27 protein-coding genes and 1 pseudogene are annotated in these 25,222 nt (G+C 48.1%); 15 read left to right on the top strand and 13 right to left on the bottom strand.

What is annotated here, in order from left to right:
- The first annotated feature begins 66 nt into the window (after window positions 1-66).
- Window positions 67-693, top strand: a complete 627-nt coding sequence (locus XMA127_RS00880; RefSeq protein ID WP_173480187.1) for a TetR/AcrR family transcriptional regulator — start codon at window positions 67-69, stop codon at window positions 691-693.
- A 150-nt stretch (window positions 694-843) separates the two neighbouring features.
- On the opposite strand, the gene XMA127_RS00875 is transcribed toward XMA127_RS00880, so the two are convergent.
- From XMA127_RS00875 to XMA127_RS00865, 3 genes are read right to left on the bottom strand one after another with little or no spacing between them, the layout of a single operon-like run.
- On the bottom strand, window positions 844-2,133 hold the full coding sequence (locus XMA127_RS00875; protein WP_173498816.1) for an ISL3-like element ISPpu12 family transposase: 1,290 nt from the start codon (window positions 2,131-2,133) through the stop codon (window positions 844-846).
- A 21-nt stretch (window positions 2,134-2,154) separates the two neighbouring features.
- Complete coding sequence (gene lspA / locus XMA127_RS00870) at window positions 2,155-2,667, bottom strand: signal peptidase II (protein WP_138764600.1); 513 nt, start codon at window positions 2,665-2,667, stop codon at window positions 2,155-2,157.
- 3 nt (window positions 2,668-2,670) lie between these two features.
- Entirely contained in the window at window positions 2,671-3,567 is an 897-nt protein-coding gene (locus XMA127_RS00865) for a cation transporter (protein WP_004364974.1), read from the bottom strand.
- Between the two features lie 95 nt (window positions 3,568-3,662).
- On the opposite strand from XMA127_RS00865, the gene cadR reads away from it, so the two are divergent.
- The 3 genes and pseudogenes from cadR to XMA127_RS00850 all read left to right on the top strand — a co-directional run bounded on the left by cadR (window position 3,663) and on the right by XMA127_RS00850 (window position 5,601).
- Window positions 3,663-4,070, top strand: a complete 408-nt coding sequence (cadR, locus tag XMA127_RS00860; RefSeq protein ID WP_173480737.1) for a Cd(II)/Pb(II)-responsive transcriptional regulator — start codon at window positions 3,663-3,665, stop codon at window positions 4,068-4,070.
- A 100-nt stretch (window positions 4,071-4,170) separates the two neighbouring features.
- A pseudogene (locus XMA127_RS00855) lies at window positions 4,171-4,866 on the top strand (metal ABC transporter solute-binding protein, Zn/Mn family); the annotation flags it as partial.
- 63 nt (window positions 4,867-4,929) lie between these two features.
- Window positions 4,930-5,601 (top strand): SCO family protein, encoded by a 672-nt coding sequence (locus XMA127_RS00850; protein WP_173480184.1) that lies wholly within the window; start codon window positions 4,930-4,932, stop codon window positions 5,599-5,601.
- 19 nt (window positions 5,602-5,620) lie between these two features.
- On the opposite strand, the gene lspA (XMA127_RS00845) is transcribed toward XMA127_RS00850, so the two are convergent.
- The 5 genes from lspA (XMA127_RS00845) to XMA127_RS00825 form a co-directional block, all read right to left on the bottom strand.
- A complete protein-coding gene (gene lspA, locus XMA127_RS00845) occupies window positions 5,621-6,127 on the bottom strand; it encodes a signal peptidase II (protein ID WP_173480183.1) in 507 nt (168 codons plus the stop codon).
- The gene (locus tag XMA127_RS00840; RefSeq protein ID WP_173480182.1) at window positions 6,114-7,475 is read right to left on the bottom strand and encodes a M23 family metallopeptidase; all 1,362 of its coding nucleotides are present in this window, start codon (window positions 7,473-7,475) and stop codon (window positions 6,114-6,116) included. Before XMA127_RS00840 ends, lspA (XMA127_RS00845) begins: the two co-directional genes overlap by 14 nt.
- Window positions 7,476-7,600: 125 nt before the next feature.
- On the bottom strand, window positions 7,601-8,239 hold the full coding sequence (locus XMA127_RS00835; protein ID WP_173480181.1) for a thioredoxin domain-containing protein: 639 nt from the start codon (window positions 8,237-8,239) through the stop codon (window positions 7,601-7,603).
- Window positions 8,236-8,673: a disulfide bond formation protein B gene (locus XMA127_RS00830; RefSeq protein WP_217361971.1), complete on the bottom strand. Its 438-nt coding sequence runs from the start codon at window positions 8,671-8,673 to the stop codon at window positions 8,236-8,238. The genes XMA127_RS00835 and XMA127_RS00830 overlap by 4 nt, the downstream gene beginning before the upstream one ends.
- Window positions 8,661-9,311 (bottom strand): cation transporter, encoded by a 651-nt coding sequence (locus XMA127_RS00825; protein ID WP_173480180.1) that lies wholly within the window; start codon window positions 9,309-9,311, stop codon window positions 8,661-8,663. The genes XMA127_RS00830 and XMA127_RS00825 overlap by 13 nt, the downstream gene beginning before the upstream one ends.
- A gap of 82 nt (window positions 9,312-9,393) precedes the next feature.
- On the opposite strand from XMA127_RS00825, the gene XMA127_RS00820 reads away from it, so the two are divergent.
- Window positions 9,394-9,819, top strand: a complete 426-nt coding sequence (locus tag XMA127_RS00820) for a helix-turn-helix domain-containing protein (RefSeq protein ID WP_217361970.1) — start codon at window positions 9,394-9,396, stop codon at window positions 9,817-9,819.
- 662 nt (window positions 9,820-10,481) lie between these two features.
- Window positions 10,482-10,844, top strand: coding sequence for a hypothetical protein (locus XMA127_RS00815; RefSeq protein ID WP_173480178.1), 363 nt, complete (start codon window positions 10,482-10,484; stop codon window positions 10,842-10,844).
- A 578-nt stretch (window positions 10,845-11,422) separates the two neighbouring features.
- Here XMA127_RS00815 and XMA127_RS00805 read toward each other — a convergent pair.
- From XMA127_RS00805 to XMA127_RS00795, 3 genes are all read right to left on the bottom strand, one after another.
- Entirely contained in the window at window positions 11,423-12,709 is a 1,287-nt protein-coding gene (locus XMA127_RS00805) for a type II toxin-antitoxin system HipA family toxin (protein WP_173480176.1), read from the bottom strand.
- 11 nt (window positions 12,710-12,720) lie between these two features.
- Entirely contained in the window at window positions 12,721-13,041 is a 321-nt protein-coding gene (locus tag XMA127_RS00800) for a helix-turn-helix transcriptional regulator (protein ID WP_217361969.1), read from the bottom strand.
- Window positions 13,042-13,484: 443 nt separating this feature from the next.
- Window positions 13,485-13,808, bottom strand: coding sequence for a hypothetical protein (locus XMA127_RS00795; protein ID WP_173480174.1), 324 nt, complete (start codon window positions 13,806-13,808; stop codon window positions 13,485-13,487).
- 635 nt (window positions 13,809-14,443) lie between these two features.
- Here XMA127_RS00795 and XMA127_RS00790 point away from each other — a divergent pair.
- Entirely contained in the window at window positions 14,444-14,782 is a 339-nt protein-coding gene (locus XMA127_RS00790; RefSeq protein WP_173480173.1) for a DoxX family protein, read from the top strand.
- Window positions 14,783-14,854: 72 nt separating this feature from the next.
- Window positions 14,855-15,163, top strand: a complete 309-nt coding sequence (locus XMA127_RS00785) for a DUF1330 domain-containing protein (protein ID WP_173480172.1) — start codon at window positions 14,855-14,857, stop codon at window positions 15,161-15,163.
- A 4-nt stretch (window positions 15,164-15,167) separates the two neighbouring features.
- On the opposite strand, the gene gndA is transcribed toward XMA127_RS00785, so the two are convergent.
- Window positions 15,168-16,679 carry an NADP-dependent phosphogluconate dehydrogenase gene (gene gndA, locus XMA127_RS00780; RefSeq protein WP_371731423.1) on the bottom strand — a complete coding sequence of 504 codons (1,512 nt, stop codon included), beginning with the start codon at window positions 16,677-16,679 and terminating at the stop codon, window positions 15,168-15,170.
- Window positions 16,680-16,821: 142 nt separating this feature from the next.
- On the opposite strand from gndA, the gene XMA127_RS00775 reads away from it, so the two are divergent.
- Entirely contained in the window at window positions 16,822-17,805 is a 984-nt protein-coding gene (locus XMA127_RS00775; RefSeq protein ID WP_173480171.1) for a rhodanese-related sulfurtransferase, read from the top strand.
- Between the two features lie 65 nt (window positions 17,806-17,870).
- On the opposite strand, the gene XMA127_RS00770 is transcribed toward XMA127_RS00775, so the two are convergent.
- Window positions 17,871-18,968 carry an enoyl-CoA hydratase/isomerase family protein gene (locus XMA127_RS00770; protein WP_173480170.1) on the bottom strand — a complete coding sequence of 366 codons (1,098 nt, stop codon included), beginning with the start codon at window positions 18,966-18,968 and terminating at the stop codon, window positions 17,871-17,873.
- A 221-nt stretch (window positions 18,969-19,189) separates the two neighbouring features.
- On the opposite strand from XMA127_RS00770, the gene XMA127_RS00765 reads away from it, so the two are divergent.
- From XMA127_RS00765 to XMA127_RS00740, 6 genes are all read left to right on the top strand, one after another.
- The gene (locus XMA127_RS00765) at window positions 19,190-20,197 is read left to right on the top strand and encodes a Fe(3+) ABC transporter substrate-binding protein (protein WP_173480169.1); all 1,008 of its coding nucleotides are present in this window, start codon (window positions 19,190-19,192) and stop codon (window positions 20,195-20,197) included.
- A 180-nt stretch (window positions 20,198-20,377) separates the two neighbouring features.
- Window positions 20,378-21,835, top strand: coding sequence for an ABC transporter permease (locus XMA127_RS00760; RefSeq protein WP_371731490.1), 1,458 nt, complete (start codon window positions 20,378-20,380; stop codon window positions 21,833-21,835).
- A gap of 8 nt (window positions 21,836-21,843) precedes the next feature.
- Window positions 21,844-22,941: an ABC transporter ATP-binding protein gene (locus XMA127_RS00755; protein WP_173484464.1), complete on the top strand. Its 1,098-nt coding sequence runs from the start codon at window positions 21,844-21,846 to the stop codon at window positions 22,939-22,941.
- 44 nt (window positions 22,942-22,985) lie between these two features.
- Window positions 22,986-23,396 carry a ferric iron uptake transcriptional regulator gene (fur, locus tag XMA127_RS00750; RefSeq protein ID WP_173480167.1) on the top strand — a complete coding sequence of 137 codons (411 nt, stop codon included), beginning with the start codon at window positions 22,986-22,988 and terminating at the stop codon, window positions 23,394-23,396.
- Window positions 23,396-24,442 (top strand): iron ABC transporter permease, encoded by a 1,047-nt coding sequence (locus tag XMA127_RS00745; protein WP_173480166.1) that lies wholly within the window; start codon window positions 23,396-23,398, stop codon window positions 24,440-24,442. The genes fur and XMA127_RS00745 overlap by 1 nt, the downstream gene beginning before the upstream one ends.
- A gap of 2 nt (window positions 24,443-24,444) precedes the next feature.
- Complete coding sequence (locus tag XMA127_RS00740) at window positions 24,445-25,215, top strand: heme ABC transporter ATP-binding protein (protein ID WP_173498815.1); 771 nt, start codon at window positions 24,445-24,447, stop codon at window positions 25,213-25,215.
- Window positions 25,216-25,222 lie beyond the last annotated feature (7 nt).

Raw genomic sequence — 25,222 nt, 5'->3', positions numbered from 1 at the left:
TTTGCTATTCTCATTTGATTAATATTTACTGTACGGTATCGTACATTAAGTTATTCGGAAAATAAATTGATTACCAATAGTCGAGTCGGCCGGCCTTTAGATCACTCCAAAGATACAGCGATTCTTGATGCAGCCTGCGCTCTTATGTTCGCTAAGGGGCCAGCTAAGATGTCAATGGAAGCGATAGCTCGGCAAGCAGGTGTGTCGAAAGTAACGCTTTATAAGCGCTTCGCGGACAAAGAAACATTAATTGATGCCGTGATACAACAGCTGTCGCAAAGGATAAACGGCACGTTGACAGTGTCACCGAATGACTATAAAGATTGTCACCATGCTTTATCAGAGTTTGGATTATTGCTCCTTAATTTTATCGTCAGTCATGAGCACATGAATCTGATGAGAATGATGGCATCTATCTCCGAGGAGCATACGCAGATACTCCATAATATCTACAGTGGCGGAGTGATGGCCGCGCACCAAGCGTTAAGCGAATGGTTGACGCTGAAACACAAGGAAGGTTTGATCAACTGCGCGGATCCCGACTTCGGAGCAGAGATGTTTCTCAGTATGATTACTGGATTAGATATCGTGCGGGCGTTTCATCGTATACCTCCGCGTAGCGTCGAAGGGGAAACCAGATTACATGTAGAGAAGGTAGTGAGCTCTTTTTTGAAGCTCTGGCAATTGGAATAGATTCTTTGGAAGTAGCGGTATATCACAGCGATATACTATCACTGTCCAGCAGATCAGAAGACCAAGCTCAGAATTGAAAATAGCCCAATTTTGGGTATACGGATTTAATGGTTGATGGGGCACCTTCACCCCATCAATCTGATACCACCCTCAGATGGTTGATAGATCGACTCCGTAGCTGAGTTCCTCTGCGAAGTCCGGCAGTCCGTAACCGATGGTTTTCTTGTAGAAAGGAGAGACCTTCGCAGTCGGTGCCTTCTTCTTGTGCTTCGTGGTGTAGAGCATTCGTGCCCGCATCACCTCGAAGGAGTAACCGCGCCCTTCACGGTTCTTGTCCTTGGCCAGTCGGTTGATGGACTCCGTGTAAGCGTTGGTGACGGGCATGTCCGTCTCGAAGTAGGTCATGGTCTCTTCGCGCCAGTTTCCCACTGCCCTGACCAGATCGCTCCAGACTTCCTTTTGGCCCTTCGGGATGGTGGCTATCCACTCGTCCAGGGCGGCTTCTGCCTGGAGCCGTGTGGTGGCGTCCCAGATGCCGTAGAAGCGCTCCTTGTGCTCGTAGGCGGCCAGCAGTTGCGGGAACGCGCCTGTCCAGGTCTCCATGATGAGGCGCTCCCGGTCTGAGACTTCGTGAGCGCGTTTCAGCAGGATTTTCCGGTCTCCCTTGAGAGTCCGGCTCTGGGACGGTTTCAGCTCCTTTCTGAGGCCCTTGCGCACTCTCTCTAGGGCATCGTTGGCCATGCGCACCACATGGAACTTATCGACCACGATACGGGCCTGGGGCAGCACAGCCTTGACCGCTGCCCGGTAGGGGTTCCACATGTCCATGCTGACGATCTCGACCTTCTGCCGGTCTTTCAGCTTCATCAGGTAGTTGGTCACCACGTCCTGGCGGCGGGTGGCCAGCAGGTCGAGCAGGGTTCGCTCCTCAATGTTGGTCAGAATGCAGCGGTAGCGCTTGTTCAGGTATAGCTCGTCAATGCCCAGGATGCGGGGCGTCTCGAAGCGGTGCCAGCGCCCCAGGAACTCGGCGCGGGCGTTGAAGATGTCGCGCACCGTCTTCTCGTCCAGGCCGGTCTGTGCCGCCACAAAGGTGTAGGGGTGGTTGAAGGATTCCTTCTCCACGTACTCATGCAGCCGCAGTGTCATACGGAATCCGTCCACCATCTCCGGTAGCTGGGGCCTGAATGTTGTCTTGCAGGCCCGGCAGGTGTATCGGCGGCGGACCACCCAGAGAGTGACCCGCTTGCCGTGGATGGGCAGATCACGATAGGGAACGTCACGCTTGCCGAACCGTACGAACTCACCCTGCACGCCGCATTCCTCGCAGGCGATGGGATCGGGCACGTCCACCTGGAAGTGCATTTCGTCGTCGGTTGATTTGCAGCCCAGTACTTGGTATTGCGGCAGGTGAAGGATGTTGTCGGGAAGTTCGGTCATGGTGTTGTATAGGCGTAGGTGTCAGTCAGATCCATCCGACTCGGCATTGGTGTTTGCTTTTTTACCCAACAAGCTGCTGGAAACGAAAAGTAAGGCACCGAGGACAATTGCAATATCAGCCAGGTTGAAGGCCGGCCAATGCCAGTCTCGCCAATAGAAATCAAAGGAATCCACAACATAGCCGCGAAAGACCCGGTCAATCAGGTTACCCATGGCGCCACCGAGGATAAGACTGTAAGCGATGGCTTCTCCTTTATGACGATTTTCAAGGATCAGCTTGATCAGAAAAATCGTGACCACTACCGCGATTCCGATAAAAAAGTAGCGCTGCCAGCCTCCACCATTCGCAAAAAGACTGAATGCGGCACCGGTGTTCCATAGGTGCACCCAGTTAAAGAACGGGGTCACCGAAACATACTCGCCATAGGCCATTGATTGCTGCACCAGCCACTTTACAGCCTGATCAGACGCTGCCAGCAGGCCCGATATGGACAATAGGGCATACGGCGAGAGCTTTTTGCCAATAATGAGCATTATTTAACCCTTCAACGCCAAAATGCGTCTGGCACCGTTAAGTACAATGCCCCCCGCGATGGTGCCGATAATCAGATCCGGATAATTGGAACCGGTCCACGCGACCAGGGCGCCGGCGGTGATGACCCCCAGGTTGATCACCACGTCGTTGGCCGAGAATATCCAGCTTGCCTTCATGTGCGCCCCGCCTTCCCGATGTTTGGATATGAGCAGCAGACAACTGGTATTGGCAATCAATGCGACGAATGCGATAGCCATCATCACCAGCGATTCAGGCTCACTACCGAATACAAAGCGTCTCACCACCTCTACGAGCACGCCCACAGCCAAGATCAGTTGCAGTACACCAGCAAGATGCGCGGCACGTACCTGCATTTTCACGCTATGTCCAACCGCATAAAGGGCAAGCCCGTACACCGCCGCATCGGCAAAATTGTCCAGGGATTCTCCAATCAGGCCGGTGGACCGGGCGATCAGACCGGCAGTCATTTCCACCACGAACAGAAGTGCATTGATGCCGAGCAACCAGCGCAGGGTCCCGGATTCTTGCTTAGCAGAAGCTGCCGAAAACTCGGCGGCCTTGATGGTCTCCGGATTTGCAGCGACGGTTTCCTGAAGCGAGGCGCCTAGCCCCAAGGTCTTCAGTTTCGAGGTAACGGGCTCGACCTCGCCGTCATGCACGACCTTCAGCCGGCGGTTCGACAAGTCGAAGGACAGCGCCCGAATCTCCTCAAAGCCGTTCAGGGCTAGGCGAATCATTCGTTCTTCTGATGGACAGTCCATCTTCGGCACGGCATAAACACTGACCCATCTCCCTGGCGCCTCGGAGGAGGCCTGTATATCGGTATCCGCTGCGGACGTTGCATCACCGCCACAGGCGCCACCACAGGATTTGCTCATGATACGACTCCACTTGAACAATGTTGTGGTACCATTTAAAACTATAAAGCTACTATAAGGTCAATAGAGTAAAGAATCCGTTGGGGAGGAGGCTGATGCGCATTGGTCAGTTGGCGCAGTTGGTAGGGGTCGAAACACAGACGATCCGCTTCTATGAACAGCAGGGCTTGTTGCCGCCGCCTGATCGGCAGGACAACGGTTACCGTGTCTATACCGAGAAGCATGGTGAGGGGCTGGCCTTCATCCGTCGCTGCAGAATCCTGGGCCTGTCACTGGCTGAGATTCACGAACTACAGAGCTATCAGGACGACCCTCATCAGCCTTGTACCGCCGTCAACACCTTGCTCGATGATCACATCTCTCATGTGCGGTCGCAGATAACCGCTCTGCAAGCGCTTGAGAAACAACTCGTTTCACTGAGAGCGAGTTGCAACGATGATCGGGAAGTTGAGGCGTGTGGGGTTCTTGCTGGAATTAGCGAAGGAAGCATGCACCAGCAGTAGGTGAAGCATCAACCAGATAATCCGATGAGATGCCGGTCTGTCTCACTCTCATGCAAAGGTAAGATCAACCATTTAATCCGCTTACCCGTTAAAACGTGCTGATTTGGTCGTTTGGATGGGGCCGGAATTAGAGAAAAGTGTTGCGGATGTTTTGACTCCTGAAACAAAGAACTACGAAATGTTAAGTGATACAGATTTCAAAGTTCTCCCATCACGTAAATCAGATGATTTACGCGACCCGTATATGTGGCTTGATGTTCGAAATGCCGAAGTTTTTATTGATGCCCTCTATACACAAATTGAAGCTATTGACCCCAAAAATAAACAAATATTCATGAAAAATCGGGATGCCTTGAAGTATAAAGTTGCGGCATTAGACCGTAAGTTTGAATTTGGTTTCAGAGGTATCGCTGCAGGTATCTCCTGGATGTATCATGACACTCAACAATATTTTGAACAATCTTACGCTTTTAAAACTCGTGGCTTTTTATCTGAAAAACCGGCGGAGGATGCACTAACAGAAAACTTATTTAAAATGAGGGCTGCGCTAAGTGATCTAGATAAGATATGTTTCTTCACTGAAGAAGGTTTAACTGAGAAAAACCTGTCTCTTGCAGTCATTAAAGATCAGGTCAAAGTAGAAAAACTAAAATCTTTCGGTTTAAGCTTTCCTGCTGGACCCGAGTTATATGTTGATTTGATGCAATATAACTATGACACCATTGCGAATTGCTATGCTTCGATCGGTGCAAAATATTCTGGCCCTCAGGCATCAAAGCTAAAAACTCAAAACTAAAAAAACACCTTCATAGCCATATTCAACCTGCTTCAATTCCTCCACATAAACAGAAGAAAGTTAATGTGCGAGATCAAGCATTTGAAGACAAAATTTTATGGCTTTTCCTTTTTTAATTCTATTGGAAAAAATATCATGAAAACCTTCTTAGCAATAATCGGGTTACTCTTATTTTCTACGGTTTCGTATGCTGGAAATTTGGAATGGGAAGCCAAAGAAAAGTCAAACGAACGAACCATCGGTGGCAGATGGATGATGAGTAATCATTTTAATGAGTTTGTTACAGATGCAGATTACTTTGGCAAATTTCAGATTATCTTCTTCGGGTACACTTTTTGCCCTGATGTTTGCCCGACATCCCTTTCAAATATTGCAGAAGCCATGGACGAGTTGGAAGGTATGAAAGAAGAATTTCAGCCCCTCTTTATCTCAGTCGATCCGGAACGTGACACGCCAACAGTTCTACGTGAATATGTTAGAAATTTCCATCCTTCGATCATAGGTTTGACAGGGCCAGCCAATCTCATCAAACGAACAGCAGATCTGTTTAAAGTTAAATATTCCAAAGTTCCTGCAAGTGACGAAAAAGATGAACATTATCTAATCGATCATTCAGCGGGGGTCTATTTTATGAGCCCCGGCGGGCGTTTTATCCGCAAGTTTGCTCATGGTCTTCCAGGCAAAGATATGGCAAAACGCATAAAAGAAATTATTGCAGAAAGTAAGGGGCAGTGACGCCCCTTACTTTCTTGCCTTATTTATTCTCACGAAGGATCACGCTGGAAACTAATAAAGATACTGTGCCGACTGTAATGAATATATCTGCACCGTTAAATACAGGCCAATAGAATGAACCCGCATAGAGACTCAAAAAATCGGTAACGGCATTATCGTGAAAACGATCAATGATATTGCCAATAGAGCCCCCAATAATGAGCGTAAGACCAATAACTTCATATAGGTGCTTGGTACGCCAAAGCCATACGATCAAAAGAATCGTTACACATGTTGTCAGAAGAGATAATAGTTTTGGCCCCCAAGGTCCAATCTCTCCGAACATGCCAAAGCTGATGCCGTAATTGAAAACAAGTACGAGGTCAAAAAAAGGCAGCACAGAAAATCTTTGTGGCGGATCCATAACAACTGACGCAACAAGCCACTTCGATGCTATGTCAATGACAACTAAAAGGAAAACCGCCTCAATTGCATAAATGAATTTAACGATTGGTTTGTCCAAGATTCTAGCTTCAGCTTTTTCCATATGTATCACTTGAAATACTGAGCTTACTCATTTTGTATTTAAAATGAGACTTAAGCTTATATTCTACTAAGAGGTTATTCTTTGCCTGTTCAAATCCCTCCAATTCTTCTCCTTGAAGAACATGACGAGATGGTAATTTAACGGTAAATGGATTGATTTGTTTACCACGATAAATAACCTCATAATGAAGATTAGGCCCACTGGTTAGCCCTGTGGTTCCAACATATCCAATTATGTCTCCCTGCTGAACGCGGCTACCTACTGCAAGGTTTTCATCATATTTGTTGAGATGAGCATAGGCGGTGGCATAATCGTTGTTATGATTGATACGAATATATTTCCCAAAACTACCATTTCTTTTACGAGCTGTTACAACACCATCACCTGAAGCAAAAATCGGCGTTCCAATTGGTGCTGCGAAATCTAACCCTTTATGCATTCGCGCATATGCCAAAACCGGGTGCTTACGTTTACCATACAACGAGGATAAGCGACCTCCTCCTACTGGGGTTTTTAACAAACTGGTGTCAATACTTTTGCCATCAGCATCAAAAAAACCAGAGTATCCATCATCAGTCTCGTATCTGAAGTAGCTAACCTCTCGTTCATTCAAGGACATTGAAACATACATAAGCCTGCCGGGGTGCGTCCCGCCGTATTCTTTGTCATCGTAGCTCTCGTAGCCAAGTATAAAACCATCCCCTTTATTGATATCACGTTGAAAATCAATGGCGTGGCTAAGAGTAGAAAATGTGTCCATTAAAATAGAATTTGGAACACGTTCTTTTTTTGCAGATGCATAAAAGCTGTTTTTGATTTTACCAGAGGCAAATACCAATTCAGAGCTATGTTCAATCTTTTGCAATGTGGTTTCAAATTGATCTTGTTTTGTCTTGTGGGCAACGACAAGGCGATCTGTACTGGCAACCACTACCAATTTCTCGAGATTGAAGGCTGCTCCTCCATCATCAGTTTCTTGCAAACTCAGCTCTATTCTCTGGCCTGGTTTAAGTTTCCGTAGATTAATAACATCCTTTAAACTTTCACTGACCGCATTGATCTGGGTCTTCAATATATTTTCTGCAGCCAGGGCATCAAGTAGATTGCTTCCGGGTTGCAAAGATATATTTACTTTGATATTTGGCTCTTCGGTGGCTTTCTCTATTGTTTGACGAAGGTCCGATTGTACTGCTTCATTTGTTTGTTCTTTTGTTGATGCAATTTTGGGTGGCTCAATTTGAGGCGTTTTGTCACGCTCGATAATTGGATTATTGCTGAGCCATATTGTAAGAACGACAGCACTTATTCCGCACATACTGATAAGCGTTTTTTTTGAGAAAATTAGCATTAAGTTAGACCTGTTTCCCTATGGGCTTTCTGGGAAGGGTATGGCAATAGGAATAAAGGGAAAATAAGGGGTGATAACACCCCTTAAAAAGTGTCGTTATCAGAAAATTGTTTCCAATACCTTTGTTAAGATGAAGCCTTTACTTCCTCTGCGACCAATTCTTCCAATTCAGCTACACCAAACTTTGGCAAGGGTTTTCCATTCACAAAGAAGGTCGGCGTTTTACTAACGCCTGCAGCTTGAACATCCTGAGCAGAAGTGGCCAAGATCGCATGAATATCTGGAAGGTTTTTGTCGATTTTTGCTTTATCTATATCAAGTCCTAAACCTTCAACCATTGCCCATACACTTGCAGCCGGACGACCATGCGGAGCCCATCTTGGCTGAGTTTCATAAAGGCGTTTCAGCGTTTTGGTAAATGCTCCTTGAACTCGTGCAGCTTCCAAAAGGCGAATGGCTTCTTCGGATGGTCCATGGAAGGCAACATATCGCAATACCAATCGGACTTTGCCTTTGTGCTTCTTCATAATATCTTTAACGATTGGATAGAAGGCACGACACGCTTCACAAGCAGGATCAAAGAACTCAACAATTGTTACCGGAGCATCATCGGGGCCGTATGTTGGTGCAAATGGGCGTAAAAGAGGCCCGTCTTCTGACATCTTCTGAGCAGGGCCGCCGGATGGTTTGTAAAAAAGAACACCACCTGTAAAGAGAGCCAAAGCTCCAGCTGCTGTTGTTGCGATGAGAGCACGTCTATTCATGTTGCGTCCTTTTTAAATGGAATTGTTAGTAATCCGAAAATGGTGAGGAAAGTTAAAAGCGATAAATATGGCAGTGGTAAGATACCAAAAAGAATTTGTCCTTCGCCAGAACAGGATGGACCTGTTTGTGAGCATGGCTGAACTTCGGCAGGCACAATTCCGGCAAAAACTAGACTGTGCCAAGCTGCAATCAATAGCCCAATGACGACAAGCGGAAGCGCATATTTTCGCCCTGACGCATCACCTGTATAACAGGCAACCCCAAGAATAATCGCTAACGGAAACATCGCTATACGTTGGTACCAACACAAAAGGCAGGGCGTTTTACCTAATATTTCCCCAATAAACAGAGCACTTAATGTTGCTGTCAGGGCAATAACCCAAGAAAGATAGAGGGCATTCATTTGTTTTTTAGGAACAGCTATTTCTGACATATTTTTGTCTCTTCTTCGCATGAAGGGATGCTTCGCATTTCATTCAGGGATTGGATAACAATCTGCGTTGCAGACCACAAGAATAATCCAGCCATAACACCAGCCACGACCAGATCGGGCCATGCTGAGCCCGTATAGAAAACCAGAACGGCAGCAATTAACACGGCGATATTGCCGATGGCATCATTGCGACTACACAACCAGACAGAACGAACATTGGCATCGCCATCTTTATAACGAACAAGGATAAGAACGCTCGCCATGTTTGCAGCTAATGCTAAAAATCCAATCGCTCCCATGATTGGTGCTTGTGGCACACCTAGAACAAACACTTGATAGACTGTTGAACCAAACACCCAAAAGCCCATCAAAGCGAGACTAATGCCTTTTAAAAGGGCTGCGGTGGATCGCACTTTCAATGACATGCCGATCACGTACAAACTGATACCGTAAGTAACGGAGTCCCCGAAGAAATCCAACGCATCAGCTTTCAAAGATTGAGATCCCGCGATTGATCCTGCAATCATCTCAACAATAAACATGATGGCGTTTATAAAAAAAACAATCCACAGTGCTGTGCGAAACCCATTTGAGGTTCCATCAAACTTTGTTTCGTGGTTGCAGCATCCAGCTGACATTTTAAACTCCATATTTTTCTATGAATTTTCTTATAAAAAATCTAACATCTACAGGAACTATAGGTTCAAGGGAAAAATGAACATGGCTGAAAAAACAATTGGCAGAGTTGCGAAAGCTACAGGCTGTAAGGTGCAAACCATTCGATATTATGAACAAATTGGTCTTCTTCCAGAGCCAAGACGCTCAGAAGGTAATCAGCGCTTGTATACCGAAGACACGGTCAAACGACTTACTTTTATTCGACATGCGAGAGATTTGGGGTTTCCACTACAAGCGATCAGGAATTTGTTGAAACTATCTGATAGCCCCGACAAACCTTGTTATGAAGCTGATGAAATTGTCATTTCACAACTCGCAGATATTAACAAACGCATCCGGGAATTGACCGATCTAAAGACCGAAATGGAACGAATGTTGGACCATTGCAAAGGGGGGCCAATGTCAGATTGCCGAGTTATTGAAGTTCTCTACGATCATAGCCTGTGTGAAACTCAACACACAGAATAGAAAGTCCGTTTTTGGCTAAATTCGGCTGTTTCTGTTGTAGTTTACTAATTTCCGCTTTGCCACAAACAACAGAAATAACTCTTCAGAACAAATTGTCACGCCCTGATACAGGTTATTTCAACCTATAACGCCCTATAACAACCTAAAACAATGTGCGCGGAACTAGTGCAAACCTCAACATAAGCGTTGCAAACCTATTTTAAGGTGATTCATCTAACATCTAACCTGATACATTTGCCCCCAATTTACGGTATTTTTTCCTATGCTTGATGTATTATATATCCATAAAGGTTAAGCAAGCCATGGCGTCTACATTACATTCCAGACACCGCTTGCGAGGGGATTTCACACCCCGTCGACCCCAGTATAATTTATAGCAAGATAAATTCCTTTCGATGACATCTTAAAACCTGCATCCGAAATTATTTTTCACTTATTTTCATAAAACTATTGCGCACTCTATGCTGTTTACATATGTAACAGCTATAAGCCCAAGACACCGCCTTAGCCTTTCCATGCAAACAAAGTTTACGGGGCTAGGTACCGGGTATCTTGAACATTATTTTCCGAGCAAGATTTAATCTGACGAATGTCATCTCTAAATCTGGCTCACTTAAAGAAAGAATATAACATGAACATATAATTTAAGGAGTTTAATCATAATGCATTACAGAGAAAGGGACCGTTTAAGTAAACAAAACATAGAAACCATCGAAACAGAACTCATGATGAAAGAACCAGAGTTCTGCCAATCATTAGCCTGCAAAATGAACAAGAAGCATATCGACCAGGTGGAATATGCAGCAGCATTGTTTAATCGTGCTGTTGATATTGCAGTCCAGAAATTCGACACAGCCGAAGGCAACCAGCACTTAGCGGACTACCTCATTCATTTAAGTCGTTCCGTCCGTGAAGACAGCGAACAAGTTTTCAGCCTTGTCTATCATTATGAAAACTATCTTTCATCACGAAAGGTCAATCGAGTTATCCCTGTTGGCGGTAATTCTGTTGAAGTCGAACTTTAAGGAACCTGCAATATGGGTTCCCCTATATCTCGCGACTTCGTAATTTCCTTTAGGCTAAACGGCGAGGAAATTGCCAAGATTGATAAAGTCCGAGACGGCACAAACAGAACAAGAAACGATTACAGCAGAAGCATTATTCAAGGTCATCTAAACCTGGAAATATCGGAACCAGTCAAACCTGTCAGGCTTCCACCCAGAAAGATGCCAACTTATGACAGACAGCAGCTTTCACAGATTTTAGGACAGCTTGGTAAGATTGGTTCCAACATCAATCAGATTGCCAGACATTCAAACGTTACCAGAAACGCACCTGTTAATTTTAAACTGAATGCAATCCAGGCTGACCTACATGCCATTAGAGATGATGTTTCAAATGCCCTTTATCCGAATGGGAGGGCAAGCTGATGGTGCCTTCGGAGAAATGGGTGTAATTGGGTGTATTAATGGTTTTGAATTGTTGACCGGTTAGCTGATATACCCTATGTTCACCTCGAGCTGGGAGCGCTGCTTAATTTTACAGAGCGTTGAGCGATTGCCTCACCCAGCTTACCGAATTTTGATGCGCCGCAAAATGAAACTTAGATCCTGAAATCTGGATGTAAGCTTCTCCAGTGCTCAATCAGATGGGCTTTGTGCTTCTCATTCATCGGTAGATTCTTCAGCGCGGGTGTCCACTGGCTCCTCGCTCGATCCATAACGTCGGCAAGATGGGGCTTGATAGCCCGCCAAGGAATTCCTGATTTTTCAGCCCAAGCCTGGAAATTCATATACGAGACCTGATACCAGTCTTTCGTCTTTCCTAGGTTCAACGCAAAATTGCGTTCACCCTCGATATACACGCTCGTCGTAAGGATATCGTAGGCTGGGGACAATCTAGGCGTCACTTGGTCGGTGTACAGCAGACTCCAGTTCTTCAGATGCGCATCGCCATTCGCCAACAGAATATTGACCAGCAAGCGCCGAGCAAACTGCTGCGTATCCGCCAAAGGATCTCCTGAAAATTGATACAGTATGCGGCCTATCTGTTCGTAATTGGCAGAGTCATACTTTTCATGAGGATACTTCACCAGCACCTGAGCGAAATCTTCCATGTGAATCCTCGACACGCTCTCGCTTAAAGAAATGGCTTCACGGTCGAATCGTTTGATTGCAAACGCGTAGCGCTCATCTGGCAGGTTTATCGGCGGTAGGTTGTCTAACTTATCCAACTCAACTAACTGAATCTCTGGTATCTCAACCCCCACCAGAGTGGCCAAGGCCATTGCGGTGTACTCATTGAGCGGCACATCTTTATGTTTGGTAGACGGTGTCTTAATAATCCAGTCGCCTAAAGCGTCTGCCGTTGAGAGGTTGTATCGACCATCCTTAGCCTTCATCGAAAACTTCATCTGGACGCCGGCTAGAGAGAATTTATTTTCAGGCGATAGCTTCTGGAAGCCAACCAGATTCAGGTCTTTGTAGCTCCTACCATTTAGCGCTTCCAATACGGAATCAGGAACCTCGCCCGGGGACAGAGGACTTGCGACAATCGCGCCTGGAAGGTCTTGACCTAAATATGAAAATATTTGGAACTCATTATCTTGATGTACCTTCAGGCCCTGCGCAATGAGCTCTCGAAGCGAGCCTTCAGGGAGTAAGTTTGAGAGTGTCGGATGCAGCCTTTGATTTCGTGTCCACGGCTCAGACATCAGTTTGGATGACAATGGAAATTTCGGATGGGTCGTCAGACTGAAGGTTGGCCGACGGCTGTCGCCTCGGAACTCATCGAGAAATGTAAGTATGTTTCGGCCACTCTGAAAACCTGCCAAATAGCCTACAAGCCGACCATGCAGTGTGAGTTTGATGACACTGACGTTCTCGCCCATGAGTTACACTCTCACTCCTCAGGATCCAGAAGCCCTTTCCATGGGTCATCCGATAAGGTTCGCTCAGGTTTTACCGCTTCTCGACTTTCTGAACTCTCTAACACATCCAAGACCGCTCCAAGCTTCTCATTTGGGATCAACATGATTTCGCTGTTCAGGCCTTTCGCGACTAACTCCAGGGTATCTAGCCTGGGGTTTCCCTTCGACTCAAGGCGCTGATATTGCTGGCGGGATACCCCTATGCGCAGCATCATATCGTTTTGCTTTAGCCCCATTTCGAGCCGTCGATGCTTTAATTGCTGAAGTAGATCGCCCATTACAAGTAAACTCATATATTGCCTAATTTCAATAAGCATCATATTAGTTGCACATAAAATCGAAAGCAACATAAATGACGCTTTCGTGCCATATTAGACAAAATTCAAAGAAATGAAACTTATATGTTGCTTATCATAGCTAGGCAACCTAAACGCCCTCTGAAAACAGGTGCATATTTCGACGATATCGGTAATGGCTTTCAAATGGCGCGATTCAAAATAATCGTGACATTTTTTGGCGCGATTGGTGTCACAATCAATTGCCGGGCATTAATGAGAGGCGCTCCACCAGGCCGTCCTAGTGCTTATCCTCATTATCAACCGCCGCGTCCAGCGGGGAGGCTTCATTGCTTGCGCAGATCCACCTCAATTACAAAGCGGGTCTTCGCTGGCTAGGCTTGCCTGCTATCTGAAAAGAGCAGGACAATTTGAGCATCACAGCGAATCTAGTCGGGATTCTAATCCCCTGACTCTTGTGCCTGACGATCTGGCTCATCCACGGCGTTTAAACTTTTCTGGCGAGGAGTCTTCACTGTATCTGCCCACTTGTAGTAAGCAATCCGCGTTTCCGTCATAAAATCAGTAAAATCTCTGAGACTCATTCGATACCGGAGCAGCAGATACAGAGCTTCAATCAAGGCGATTCGATCATCGATGACCCAGCCGGGTGTTTGTTCGACCGGTTGCTCAAAATAGGGCTCCTCTAAATTAATGGCGTAGTCTCGTTTGAGAGCGGCAAGGACAAGCCCATCCATCAAATCGTCATCGATATCTATATTCACTAACCACTCCTGAAATCATTTTGACCTCGTCTATAGACGCTCAACGCAGAGGGAATAGCAAGGAGATTAATGCCAAACGGACGCGGGTTCGAATCCTGTTTTTGAGTTCGAATTCAAATCACCAAACAGAGCCCTCAGCAACACCCAAGCAACTGTATATGTATACATATTTATAATTTATTTATCCAGAATAATCAGCGGTTTACAAAACGCATCAAGCGCTGATATCATGCGGTTTGGTGCAGGGTTACGCCACCTCCACCAAACAAAATTAAAAAGGGCCACCCCGAAGGGAGTGGCCCTTTTTAATTTTTGTGGCGGGTTACAGAGCCCGCGGAGCGGGTTCGACAAAATTGCAGGAGGCCAATTTTGGACTGACTTTAGTCAGGTCCGAAGGACCGAGGGCCAAGGATGGCCCGAGTCCAACCCGTCACTTACTTTAAAGCCACAATCGGCTTACCCGAATCACAAAACTACAAGGATATAGTTTTGGACAACACAAAGTGTTGCCCCAAAGGGGTGAAGGCCAAGGATGGCCCGAGTCACACCCGCCACACATTCCCATAAAAATCCCGCCCCACCACCAAAATCCTCAACTACACTTAATCCAGACTCACCCACCCAAAGGGAACATCATGGATAAATTCATCACCCCGTTAATCACCCTCATCTTCGTTACATCAGGCAGTGCTAAGCTGCTGGGTCTGGAGTTTGAATTAGAAGCTTTTGATCGCTGGGGTTACCCGCTCTGGCTTATGTATTTCACCGGTGTCGTCGAAGTGATCGGAGGCTTAGTTATTTGGGTTAAGCAGCTTCGATTCATCACATCAGTAGGGCTCAACTGCGTGATGATAGGTGCCATGGCCACTCATCTGTTGAATGCTGAATGGCCGATGCTAGGCGTTGCAACGGTTATTCTAATCCTAACCCTTATCAACACTTGGCGTTTTAAGAAGGATATCAAGCCAGCCTAAAGACAGCATCTTGAGCAGTGACTGTTCTGAGGTTAGGCTAGTTACCATTAGAATCAAAAAGGGTAAAACACGATGGCTAAAGGTTACTGGATGGCTCATGTCGATATTTCAGACCCAGAGGGTTATAAGCTCTATCAGGCCGCTAATGCGGAGCCATTTAAACAGTATGGCGCTAAGTTTTTAGTCCGTGCAGGCGATAACCAACAGGTTGAGGGGAGCGTGCGATCACGTCATGTGATCATTGAGTTTCCGAGTTACCAACAGGCGTTGGATTGCTACCACTCCTCTGGCTACCAAAATGCTAAAGCTCTTCGTGAACATGCCGGTATTGCTGATCTAGTGGTTGTCGAGGGCTACGAAGGCCCCCAACCTGGGGAGTAGGTATTTACACCTTCTCCATCGGCCTACCTGGCTCACTCCAACGCACATGGTATTTGCCATCCGTGCGATCTGTTCGCTCGAATGTATGCGCACCAAAGTAATCACGTTGCCCTTGCAGTAGGTTGGCAGGCAGCACCTCGGTTCGGAATGAGTCGTAGTAACCCAGGGCAGAGCTGATCGCCCCAGCAGGGATACCCGCCAGTGCTGATTGCGCAACAATCGTGCGCCAATTATGTTGATGTTTAGCCAACTTTTCAGAGAAAAACGGATCCATTAGCAGGCTTGGCAGATCCTTATTGCGCTGAAACGCTGCTGAGATCGGCTGAAGAAACGCTGCACGAATAATACACCCAGCACGCCAAATTCTTGAGATGGCGGATAAATCGAGCGCCCAACCCTGCTCTTTTGCGGCCATCTGCATCAGATGATAACCCTGCGCGTAGGCACAAATTTTTGCACAATAGAGTGCATCATGTAGCTGTTCAATTAACTGCTCTTTTGGCGTTTCTAGGGTGTACTCCATTGGCCCAGGCAGAACTTTAGACGCTTCAACGCGAATCGATTTAAGGGTGGATAGTGAGCGAGCAAAGACTGCATTGGTCAGCGTTGGTGCAGGAGCGCCCAGTTGAAGCGCGCTAACCGCGGTCCATAAACCGGTACCCTTTTGACCCGCTTTATCAAGAATGACATCGACCAACGGCAGGCCGGTAAACTGATCCTCTTGATCCAGAACTTCAGCACTGATTTCGATCAGGTAGGAGTGCAGTGGGCCACGACTCCATTCTCGGAATACACAAGCGATCTCAGAGGGCGCCATCTGCATGGCGTACCGCATGAAGTGGTAGACCTCACAGATCAACTGCATATCAGCGTACTCAATGCCGTTGTGAACCATTTTTACGTAGTGGCCTGCACCAGAATCGCCAATGTACGTTGCACAAGGCTCGCCCTCAGTAACAGGATTACCGGGCTCTCGACGCTCAATAGGAAGTCCTGTGGTTGCATCCACTTTCGCTGCGATCGCTTCCATAACAGGGCGTAAACGTGACCAAGCTTTTTGATCACCCGATGGCATCAAAGAAGGGCCAAAGCGTGCACCGACTTCACCACCCGATACCGCAGTAGAGAAGAAGGTAAAGTGCTCTTTATAGTTCACTTCACGATCACGTGTGTCGGTCCAGAGTGAGTTTCCGGTATCCACAACGATATCGTCGACATCAACGCCTGCATCAATCAGCTGACGGCAGACTGCATCGACAGGATCACCTGCTGGGACAGAGACAAAAATGGTTCTTGGTGATGGCAAAGCCGCTAACAGTTCACCGAGCGAGGAACAGGCTTGAATCGGTTGAGGGCGATCCGGAACTTCAGCAGCTGCTTGAGCGATCGCGTCATCTACTTTGTTGGCATCCAGGTCAAAGGCTGCAATTTGGTAACCATTATCAACGAGGTTGAGCACCAAGTTTTTACCCATAACGCCAAGCCCAATAAAACCGATCATCTCTCTATCTGCCACTACCTAAGCCCCAAAAAAGTTGTTTATCTGAACCACGCTATTCTAACGTTTTTCAAGCTTGAAAACTCTACTCTATAAACCTCAATGCCTTATCTGGTAAAATTGCGCGGTTTTCAACTATCCAGATTACGCTGGGGAGATTATGGCCAATATCGTTGTATCCGCACTCTATCAATTTGTTCGCTTCGAGGAGTGTGAAGCACTGCGTCAGCCTCTGTTAGAGTTCCTGAACGAGCAAGATATTCGCGGCACATTAATCCTAGCTAAAGAGGGTATAAACGGCACAGTCTCTGGTAGCCGTGAAGCGATCGATGCGCTCTACGCATGGTTTAAAGAGCACCCACCGCTGGATCAGGTGAGCTCCAAAGAGTCGTTCTTTGATGAGCAACCGTTCTACCGCACCAAGGTAAAACTGAAACGTGAAATCGTTACCATGGGTGTTGAAGGCATCGATCCACTGAAAACCGTCGGCACCTATGTCAAACCTAACGAGTGGAATGACCTGATTTCCGATCCAGAAGTACTGTTGGTCGACACACGTAATGACTACGAAGTGGATATCGGTACGTTTAAAGGCGCGATCAACCCTCATACCGACACCTTCCGAGACTTCCCTAGCTACGTTAAAGAGCAGCTAGACCCTAGCAAGCATAAAAAAGTCGCCATGTTCTGTACGGGCGGTATCCGTTGTGAAAAGTCGACCGCGTTTCTCCGTGAACAGGGCTTTGATGAGGTCTACCACCTAGAGGGCGGTATTCTTAAATACCTTGAAGAAGTACCTGCCGATAACTCGATGTGGGATGGTGAATGTTTCGTCTTTGACAACCGTGTATCGGTTGGACACGGTTTAGAACCCGGTGACTACCAGCTCTGTCACGCCTGTCGTATGCCGCTATCCGCTGAAGATCGTCAGAATGAGCACTTCCAAGAGGGGTTAAGTTGTCACCACTGCTACGACAAAGTAACCGATAAGCAGCGCAAACGTTTTCAGGAGCGCCAGCACCAGCTCGAATTAGCAAAGGCGCGCGGCGAACACCACTTGGGTAAAGACGCTGTGCACGATTTCGAACAGCGTCGCCAAGAGAAAAAAGCCAAACGCGAAGCTCAGCGCAAAGCTAATCAGTAATGGCAGAGTTCAATGCAAGATAACCAGCATATTATCCTGCATTGATACCCTATCGTCTGTGAGTCTTAAAGATCAGCCAGCGGATTCACCGGCCATGGCGCTTCAAAGAACGCTTCAACAACGGCTGACTCCACAGTATCAACCGACTTGAACATCCAGTTTGGACTGCGATCCTTATCGACCAACAGTGCTCGAACGCCCTCAGGAAATTCAGGGTGTTGGCAGCACTGAACGGCCAGTACCAGTTCGGACATAAACACCTCTTTTAAAGAGAGATGACGAGTGCGTTTCAACTGCTCAGCAATTAAATGAACCGACAGAGGCGACCCGTGAGTGATCGCCTTTTGTGATCGTTGAATCCATGGATCGTCACTCTCAATGTTGGCCATTGCTTGCATCAACTGAGTTAAGTCATCCTGATCAGTCACCGATTGAATGAAATCATAGTGATCTTGAATCGGTGACTCTTGTCGAAACGCCGCTTGCGACTGCTGCTCTAACTGGCGAAGCGTCTGGTTGACCGTCTGAACACTATCACAGTGCCATTCGGCTGATTGGAGGCCAGTCACCATCTCAGTGTATCGCGCCGATTCAATAAAGCGATCCGCTAACCCTAAGAACAACGCATCCGCCGCGAAGATAGGGTTACCCGTTAAACCCAAGAAGAGTCCTGTACGACCCGGCATCCTGTTCAGAAAGAATGAACCACCAACATCGGGGAAGAGCCCAATCGTCACCTCTGGCATCGCCATGTGTGACGTCTCTGTCACGATACGGTGGCTGCAGCCATTCATCAGCCCCATACCACCGCCCATCACTATGCCACTGCCCCAACAGATGATCGGTTTAGGGAAGGTGTGAATGCGGTAGTCCAGACGGTACTCGTGTGTGAAGTATTCGGTCGGGAAGTTGGGGTTATCGCCTGAGGTAATCGAGCGGTAGAGTCTAACCACATCCCCGCCGGCACAAAATGCCTTTTCTCCGACGCTAGTTAATAGCACCGCTTTGATGCAGTCATCCTTTGCCGCCTGGTCCAGACGAGGCTCGATCAGCTGAATCATCTCCAACGTCAACGCATTGAGGGACTTCTCAGCATTCAGGGAGATCTCTAACAGCTTATAACCATCTTGGGTGGGGTATTCGTGAAACTGAACAACGCTCATTGCCATGACTCTTATGATTTAACGACAAGGGACAGCCTACTTAAGAGCGGGACGATGTCAAAATCTATTTGCAAAACCTTATTGCAAATGCAAATGATTCTCATGTAGAATCGCATCATTACTTCAATAAATTAGTAGTAATGATTCTCAAATGTTCTAAGGCTCTTATTTAAGGAATGAGTAAGGCCGGTTTATAATTCGCAGCTCAAGGAGAAACAAACATGTGGATTCGTCGTATTAGCGCGGTTGCAGCACTCTGTTTTACAACCACTGCCGTCGCTGACATTAACCTCTATTCATCACGTAAAGAGGCCCTGATTCAACCATTACTGAATCAGTTTACCGAGAAGACAGGTATCGAAGTACGCCTGCTCACCGGTAAAGATGATGCACTGTTAAGCCGTTTGAAGATGGAAGGTGGCGCCTCCCCTGCGGATCTTCTTATCACTGCAGACGTTGCACGTCTTCACCGCGCGAAAGAGATGGGTCTAACTCAGCCGGTTGAATCCACTGCATTGAACGAGGCGATTCCTGCCAACCTGCGCGACAGTGACAACCACTGGTTTGGTATGACCAGTCGAGCTCGCCCAATCATCTATGCCAAAGATCGAGTTAATCCAGAACAACTCAGTACCTACGAAGCACTAACCGATGAGCAGTGGAAAGGTCGTATCTGTATTCGCTCCTCAAGCAATGTCTACAACCAGTCACTGATTGCCTCTGCGATTGCTGCTAACGGTGTCGAAGCAACAGAAGCTTGGGTTGAAGGTCTAGTGGCTAATTTTGCTCGCCCACCGGCTGGCGGTGATACTGACCAACTAAAAGCGGCAGCCGCGGGTGTCTGTGACATCGCTATTGCCAACACCTACTACTTAGCGCGTTTGGTTCGCTCTGATAAAGCGAGTGACAAAGCGGTTGCTGATCAGCTAGCGGTGTTCTGGCCCAATCAGAACGATCGCGGTACCCATTTCAACATCAGTGGTGCTGCATTGACGGCGTCATCTAAGAATCGTGACGAAACAGTTGCCCTACTTGAGTACATGGTGAGCCAGGAAGCACAAGAGTGGTACGCTGAAGTCAACAATGAGTACCCTGTCGTAGCCGGCGTTGAGCCATCCAATGTACTAAAAGCCTTTGGCACAGCTAAGAGCGATGACGTTGCACTGTCTAAGCTTGGCGAACTGAACCAAGAAGCGCTTCGCCTTATGGATCGTGCTGGCTGGAAGTAAAACAGATGAGAGTTAACTATCAATAGTATCCGTGCAAATTGGGTAGCCTTATCGATCGCCGGTCTGGTTGCCCTTCCCATTCTAACCGTTGTTAGTCAGTCCCTATTTGCTGGATCTGAGGCTTTCTCTCACCTTCTTGATACCGTCCTCGCCGACTACGTTCTCAACTCATTAATCCTGATGGCCGGTGTCGGTATCGGCACCGTCATTATGGGAGCACCGGCTGCCTGGTTGGCAGCGATGTGTGACTTCCCCGGTCGTCGTTGGCTCGATTGGGGAATGCTACTGCCTTTAGCCATGCCCGCCTATGTCATCGCCTATACCTATACCGGTATGCTCGACTTTGCCGGCCCAGTACAAACCCTGCTGCGCGAACTGACCGGTTGGGGCTATGGTGACTACTGGTTCTGGGAGATTCGATCGCATAGCGGTGCCATTGCTATGTTGGTGCTGGTGCTCTATCCCTACGTCTACCTGATGGCTCGCGCGACCTTCCTTGAGCAGTCAGCCGTTAGCTTTGAAGCCTCTCGCAATCTTGGTTACTCACCCTTCAGGGCCTTTCTAAAAGTCGCCATTCCTATGGCAAGACCCGCCATCATTGCCGGTGTCAGCCTAGCCCTAATGGAGACATTGGCCGATTACGGTACGGTGCAATACTTTGGCATTCCGACCTTCTCAACAGGTATCTTTAGAACCTTCTATGGCTTTGGTGATGCCAATGGTGCGGCACAGTTAGCCAGTCTGTTGCTAGTGTTCGTGGCGACATTGATCTTTGTCGAGCGCTATTCACGACGCAAACTGAGCTACAACGTCCGAGCAGGATCTCGAGCGATGGCTAGCCGAATTCAGCTTAAGGGTGGACGCGCTTGGCTGGCGGCTCTGGCTTGTTTCATTCCGTTTTTCTTTGGCTTCTTGTTGCCGGCCGGTCAACTGCTCTCTTGGTCGGTGTTTGATGCGCAAATGCCCTGGAGTGACTTCCTCAGCCTCTCTTGGAACTCTTTCTATTTGGCAGGTCTTGCAGCGCTAATCGCCCTTGTTCTGGCCACGCTGCTGGCGTACACCCAACGCTTTAACAGTGGCTCATTGGTGAAACAGGCCACACAGTTCGCCGCACTGGGCTACGCACTGCCGGGTACCATTATTGCCATTGGGGTCTTAGCACCTTTAGTGTTTGTGGATCAGAGTCTGCTTGCTCTCTCCGAACGCTTCGGCTTAGGTATGAGCGGGTTGATCTTCAGTGGCACTCTGTTTGCCCTGTTGATCGCCTACACCGTGCGCTTTTTAGCCGTCGCGCTTGGCAGTGTGCAGTCTGGCTTGGGGCAAATTAGCCCTAGCCTGGATGAAGCGGCCAAAGGGATGGGACGATCCCCCTTTCAAGTGTTGCGACAAATCCATGCGCCCTTAATGAAGAGCAGTCTTCTAACTGCACTACTGGTGGTCTTTGTTGACGTCCTCAAAGAGCTGCCGGCTACGTTAATGCTGCGCCCGTTCGACTTTAACACCCTGGCCGTTCGCGCCTTTGAGCTGGCTTCGGATGAACAGCTTATCGAGGCGGCACCACCCTCATTAATGATCGTTGCCGTTGGGCTAGTCCCAGTTTTGTTGTTGAATCGTGCCATAAGCCGCCACAAGCACTAAGGAACTCTATGAGTATTGAGTCAAACATACCGACATCTACACACCTAAGTATTGAGAATGCTTATGCCGGGTATGCTGATCTGTCGGTTGTGAATGGGGTCACACTGAACATTCAACAGGGCGAACTCATCTGCCTGTTGGGGCCCAGTGGCTGTGGCAAATCTTCGCTACTGCGTTGCATTGCAGGATTTCACGCGCTCTCTAGCGGCAGCATCATGCTGGGCACAAAACGTCTGGATGATGGAAAGTCTCAACTCCCGCCGGAACAGCGCAACATCGGTATGGTGTTTCAGGACATCGCTCTGTTTCCCCATCTTAGCGTCAGGGAAAACATTGAGTTCGGACTGTTTGAGTGGTCAAGACAACAGGCTAAAGCCCGAAGTGAGCAGTTACTTACAATGATCGGCCTACAAGGCATGGGCGGTCGTTACCCACATGAGCTATCAGGTGGACAACAGCAACGTGTCGCCTTAGCGAGAGCACTGGCACCCAAACCCGATCTACTGCTACTCGATGAGCCCTTTTCTGGCTTGGACGCCGCACTGCGAGATGAGCTCATTCCGGAAATTGCCGAGCTACTAAAGCAAGAGCAAATTACCACGCTGATGGTGTCACACGATCAGGCAGAGGCCTTTGCTTTTGCAGATCGCGTTGCGGTTATGAATCAAGGCAAGCTGGAACAGATCAGCCTGCCTGAAGCGATCTATTACGAGCCGAAAAGCCGGTTTGTAGCTGAATTCATCGGCGAAGGTGAGTTCATAAAAGCAGAGTACGTCGATACCCAGCATGTGAACTCTCTGTTTGGCCAGAGCCGCTCAACCACCGAGGTGAGTGAGGCACCCTACAATAAAGAGCTATTTATACGACCGGATGATGTCGAGATTGTTGAACAGAGCGAGGTTAGCGCACAGGTAGAATCCAAGCGTTTTCGTGGTGGGCAATCGCTATTGAGTGTGCTCTTGGAGGATGGCCAGTCACTTGCGGTGACCTGTCATGCAGTTCAAGCCCCCAGCGTGGGTGATACGGTCTATCTAGCATTGAAACAACACCGATTTTTAGTCACGGATGACCTAGGTAAAATTGAACCTAAAAACGAGGCCCGCTAAGATGTCTCTTAGCGTCTGAACAGTAAACATTGACGAGAACAACTATGTCTTCAAGCAACCAAGAACTTAAAAAAGCGGGACTCAAAGCGACTCTTCCGCGCATCAAGATTTACCAGCTACTCGAAGATGCCAATGAGAATGACCATTGGAGTGCTGAAGACATCTACAAGCACCTCATGCTTCAGGGCGAAGAGATAGGTTTAGCCACGATCTACCGTGTTCTGACTCAGTTTGAAGCGGCCGGTCTTGTTATGCGTCACCGTTTTGAGAACGGCCACTCAGTCTTTGAGCTGGCGTCGGATGACAACCACGATCACATCGTCTGTGTTAAAACCGGTGAAGTTAAAGAGTTTAACGACCCCATCATCAACGCTCGCATCGAAGAGATCGCGAAAGAGCACGGCTATGAGATGACCGGTCGAACTCTTCACATCTACGGCCTTAAGAAGAGCTAATGCAGGCTACGGGCGATCGCTCTTTACAGGCAAAGTTCACCATCTCTCTATTGATGTTGGCTCTGTGCCTGGTTGCCCTATTCAGCCTGACCATTGGCTCATCAAACACTTCTCTCGCCAGCTCACTTTGGGCGTTAATGCAGGGCGAAGCCATCGGCATTCAAGAGCAGGTCATCCTGTTTGATATTCGCGCCCCCAGAACAGTCATGGGCCTATTGGTCGGCGCTAGCTTAGCTGTCTCGGGTGCCATTATGCAGGGGCTGTTCCGCAACCCTTTGGCTGATCCAGGTCTTATTGGTGTCAGCTCCGGTGCAGGTTTGGGTGCCGTGACAGCCATTGTCATAGGTGGGCTGTTACCCATCTCACTCTTAAATAGTATCGGTGGATTTCTGGTCCCAATCGCGGCCTTCTTAGGTGGCTGGGGCTGTATGCTGATTCTCTACAAGATCGCGACGCGTCAAGGCAGAACCTCGGTCGCCGTGATGCTGTTAGCTGGCTTAGCACTCAGCGCCTTTGCTGCGGCACTGTCGGGATTGTTGATCTACTACTCCAACGACAGTCAGTTGCGTAACCTAACCTTCTGGAATCTTGGCTCCATTGCCGGTGCTAGTTGGAGCTCACTGAAAGTCGCTGGGCCGTTGATGCTAATCTCGCTACTGTTAGCTCCGTTACTCGCTTCTGGCTTAAACCGTTTAGCGCTGGGTGAAGCCGCTGCCATGCATTTAGGCGTTTCGGTGCAGCGTCTTAAACGAGCCGCTATCCTACTGGTTGGATTATCCGTTGGGGTCGCCGTAGCCGTTTCAGGTGCGATCGGATTTGTCGGCATCATCGTGCCCCACCTGCTGCGCCTGGTCATAGGACCAAACCATCGCTATCTACTGCCTGCCGCGGCACTGTTAGGCGCTATTGCTCTTATGTTAGCCGACATTCTCAGTCGTACACTGATTGCACCGGCGGAGCTACCCATCGGCATTGTCATGGCGATATTGGGTGGGCCATTCTTCCTCTACCTGCTGCTGCGTAATCGTAATCTGCTGGATCTCTAATCATGATTATCACCAAGGATCTCAGCGTAGGATTCCACCAAACCGAGGTACTGTCGAAGGTCGATTTTCGCGCCGAACCGGGGCAGTTGGTCTCGATTGCAGGACCGAATGGATCGGGGAAAACCACCCTATTAAGGGCACTCTCAGGTGAAATTGATTACCGAGGCGAGATTCATTTTGATGGCGAAAACCTAGCTGATCTTTCACACCAAACACTCGCCAAACGCCGCGCGATTCTACCGCAAGCGACCCAGTTGGCTTTCCCCTTTACTGTGTTGGAAGTGGTACAGATGGCGGACCTAGATCGCCGATCAGAACGTCCATTTCAGGCTCTCCAGCGTGTCGGTTTAGAAGGCTTTGAATCACGTTTTTATCAAGAGCTCTCTGGCGGTGAGAAACAGCGCGTTCAACTGGCACGTATTCTGGTACAAGTCTGGCAGCCTGTGATCGATGGTAAAGCCAACTGGCTGCTGCTCGATGAGCCAGTCTCCTCTTTGGATATCGGTCACCAAATCGAAGTCATGCAGATTGCCAGAGAGTATGCCAATGCCGGTGGTGGCGTCATCTGTGTCATGCACGATTTGAACTTGGCCGCGATGTTCTCGGACAGCATTGCACTGTTTGAGAAAGGACGACTGCTGATCCAAGATTCGCCCGATGCTGTGTTAACCGATGACAACCTTTCAACCGCCTATCAGTGGCCGGTTCGAGTGAATCGGACACCGAGTGAATCCATGCCCTTTGTCCTACCGCAAACGGCTAAACGAGATTAATGTTACT

This window comes from Marinobacterium sp. xm-a-127 (genome assembly GCF_013283425.1).
In the GTDB taxonomy this organism is placed as follows: Bacteria; Pseudomonadota; Gammaproteobacteria; order Pseudomonadales; family Balneatricaceae; genus Marinobacterium_E.
This window is presented reverse-complemented; position numbering and strand designations above follow the sequence as displayed.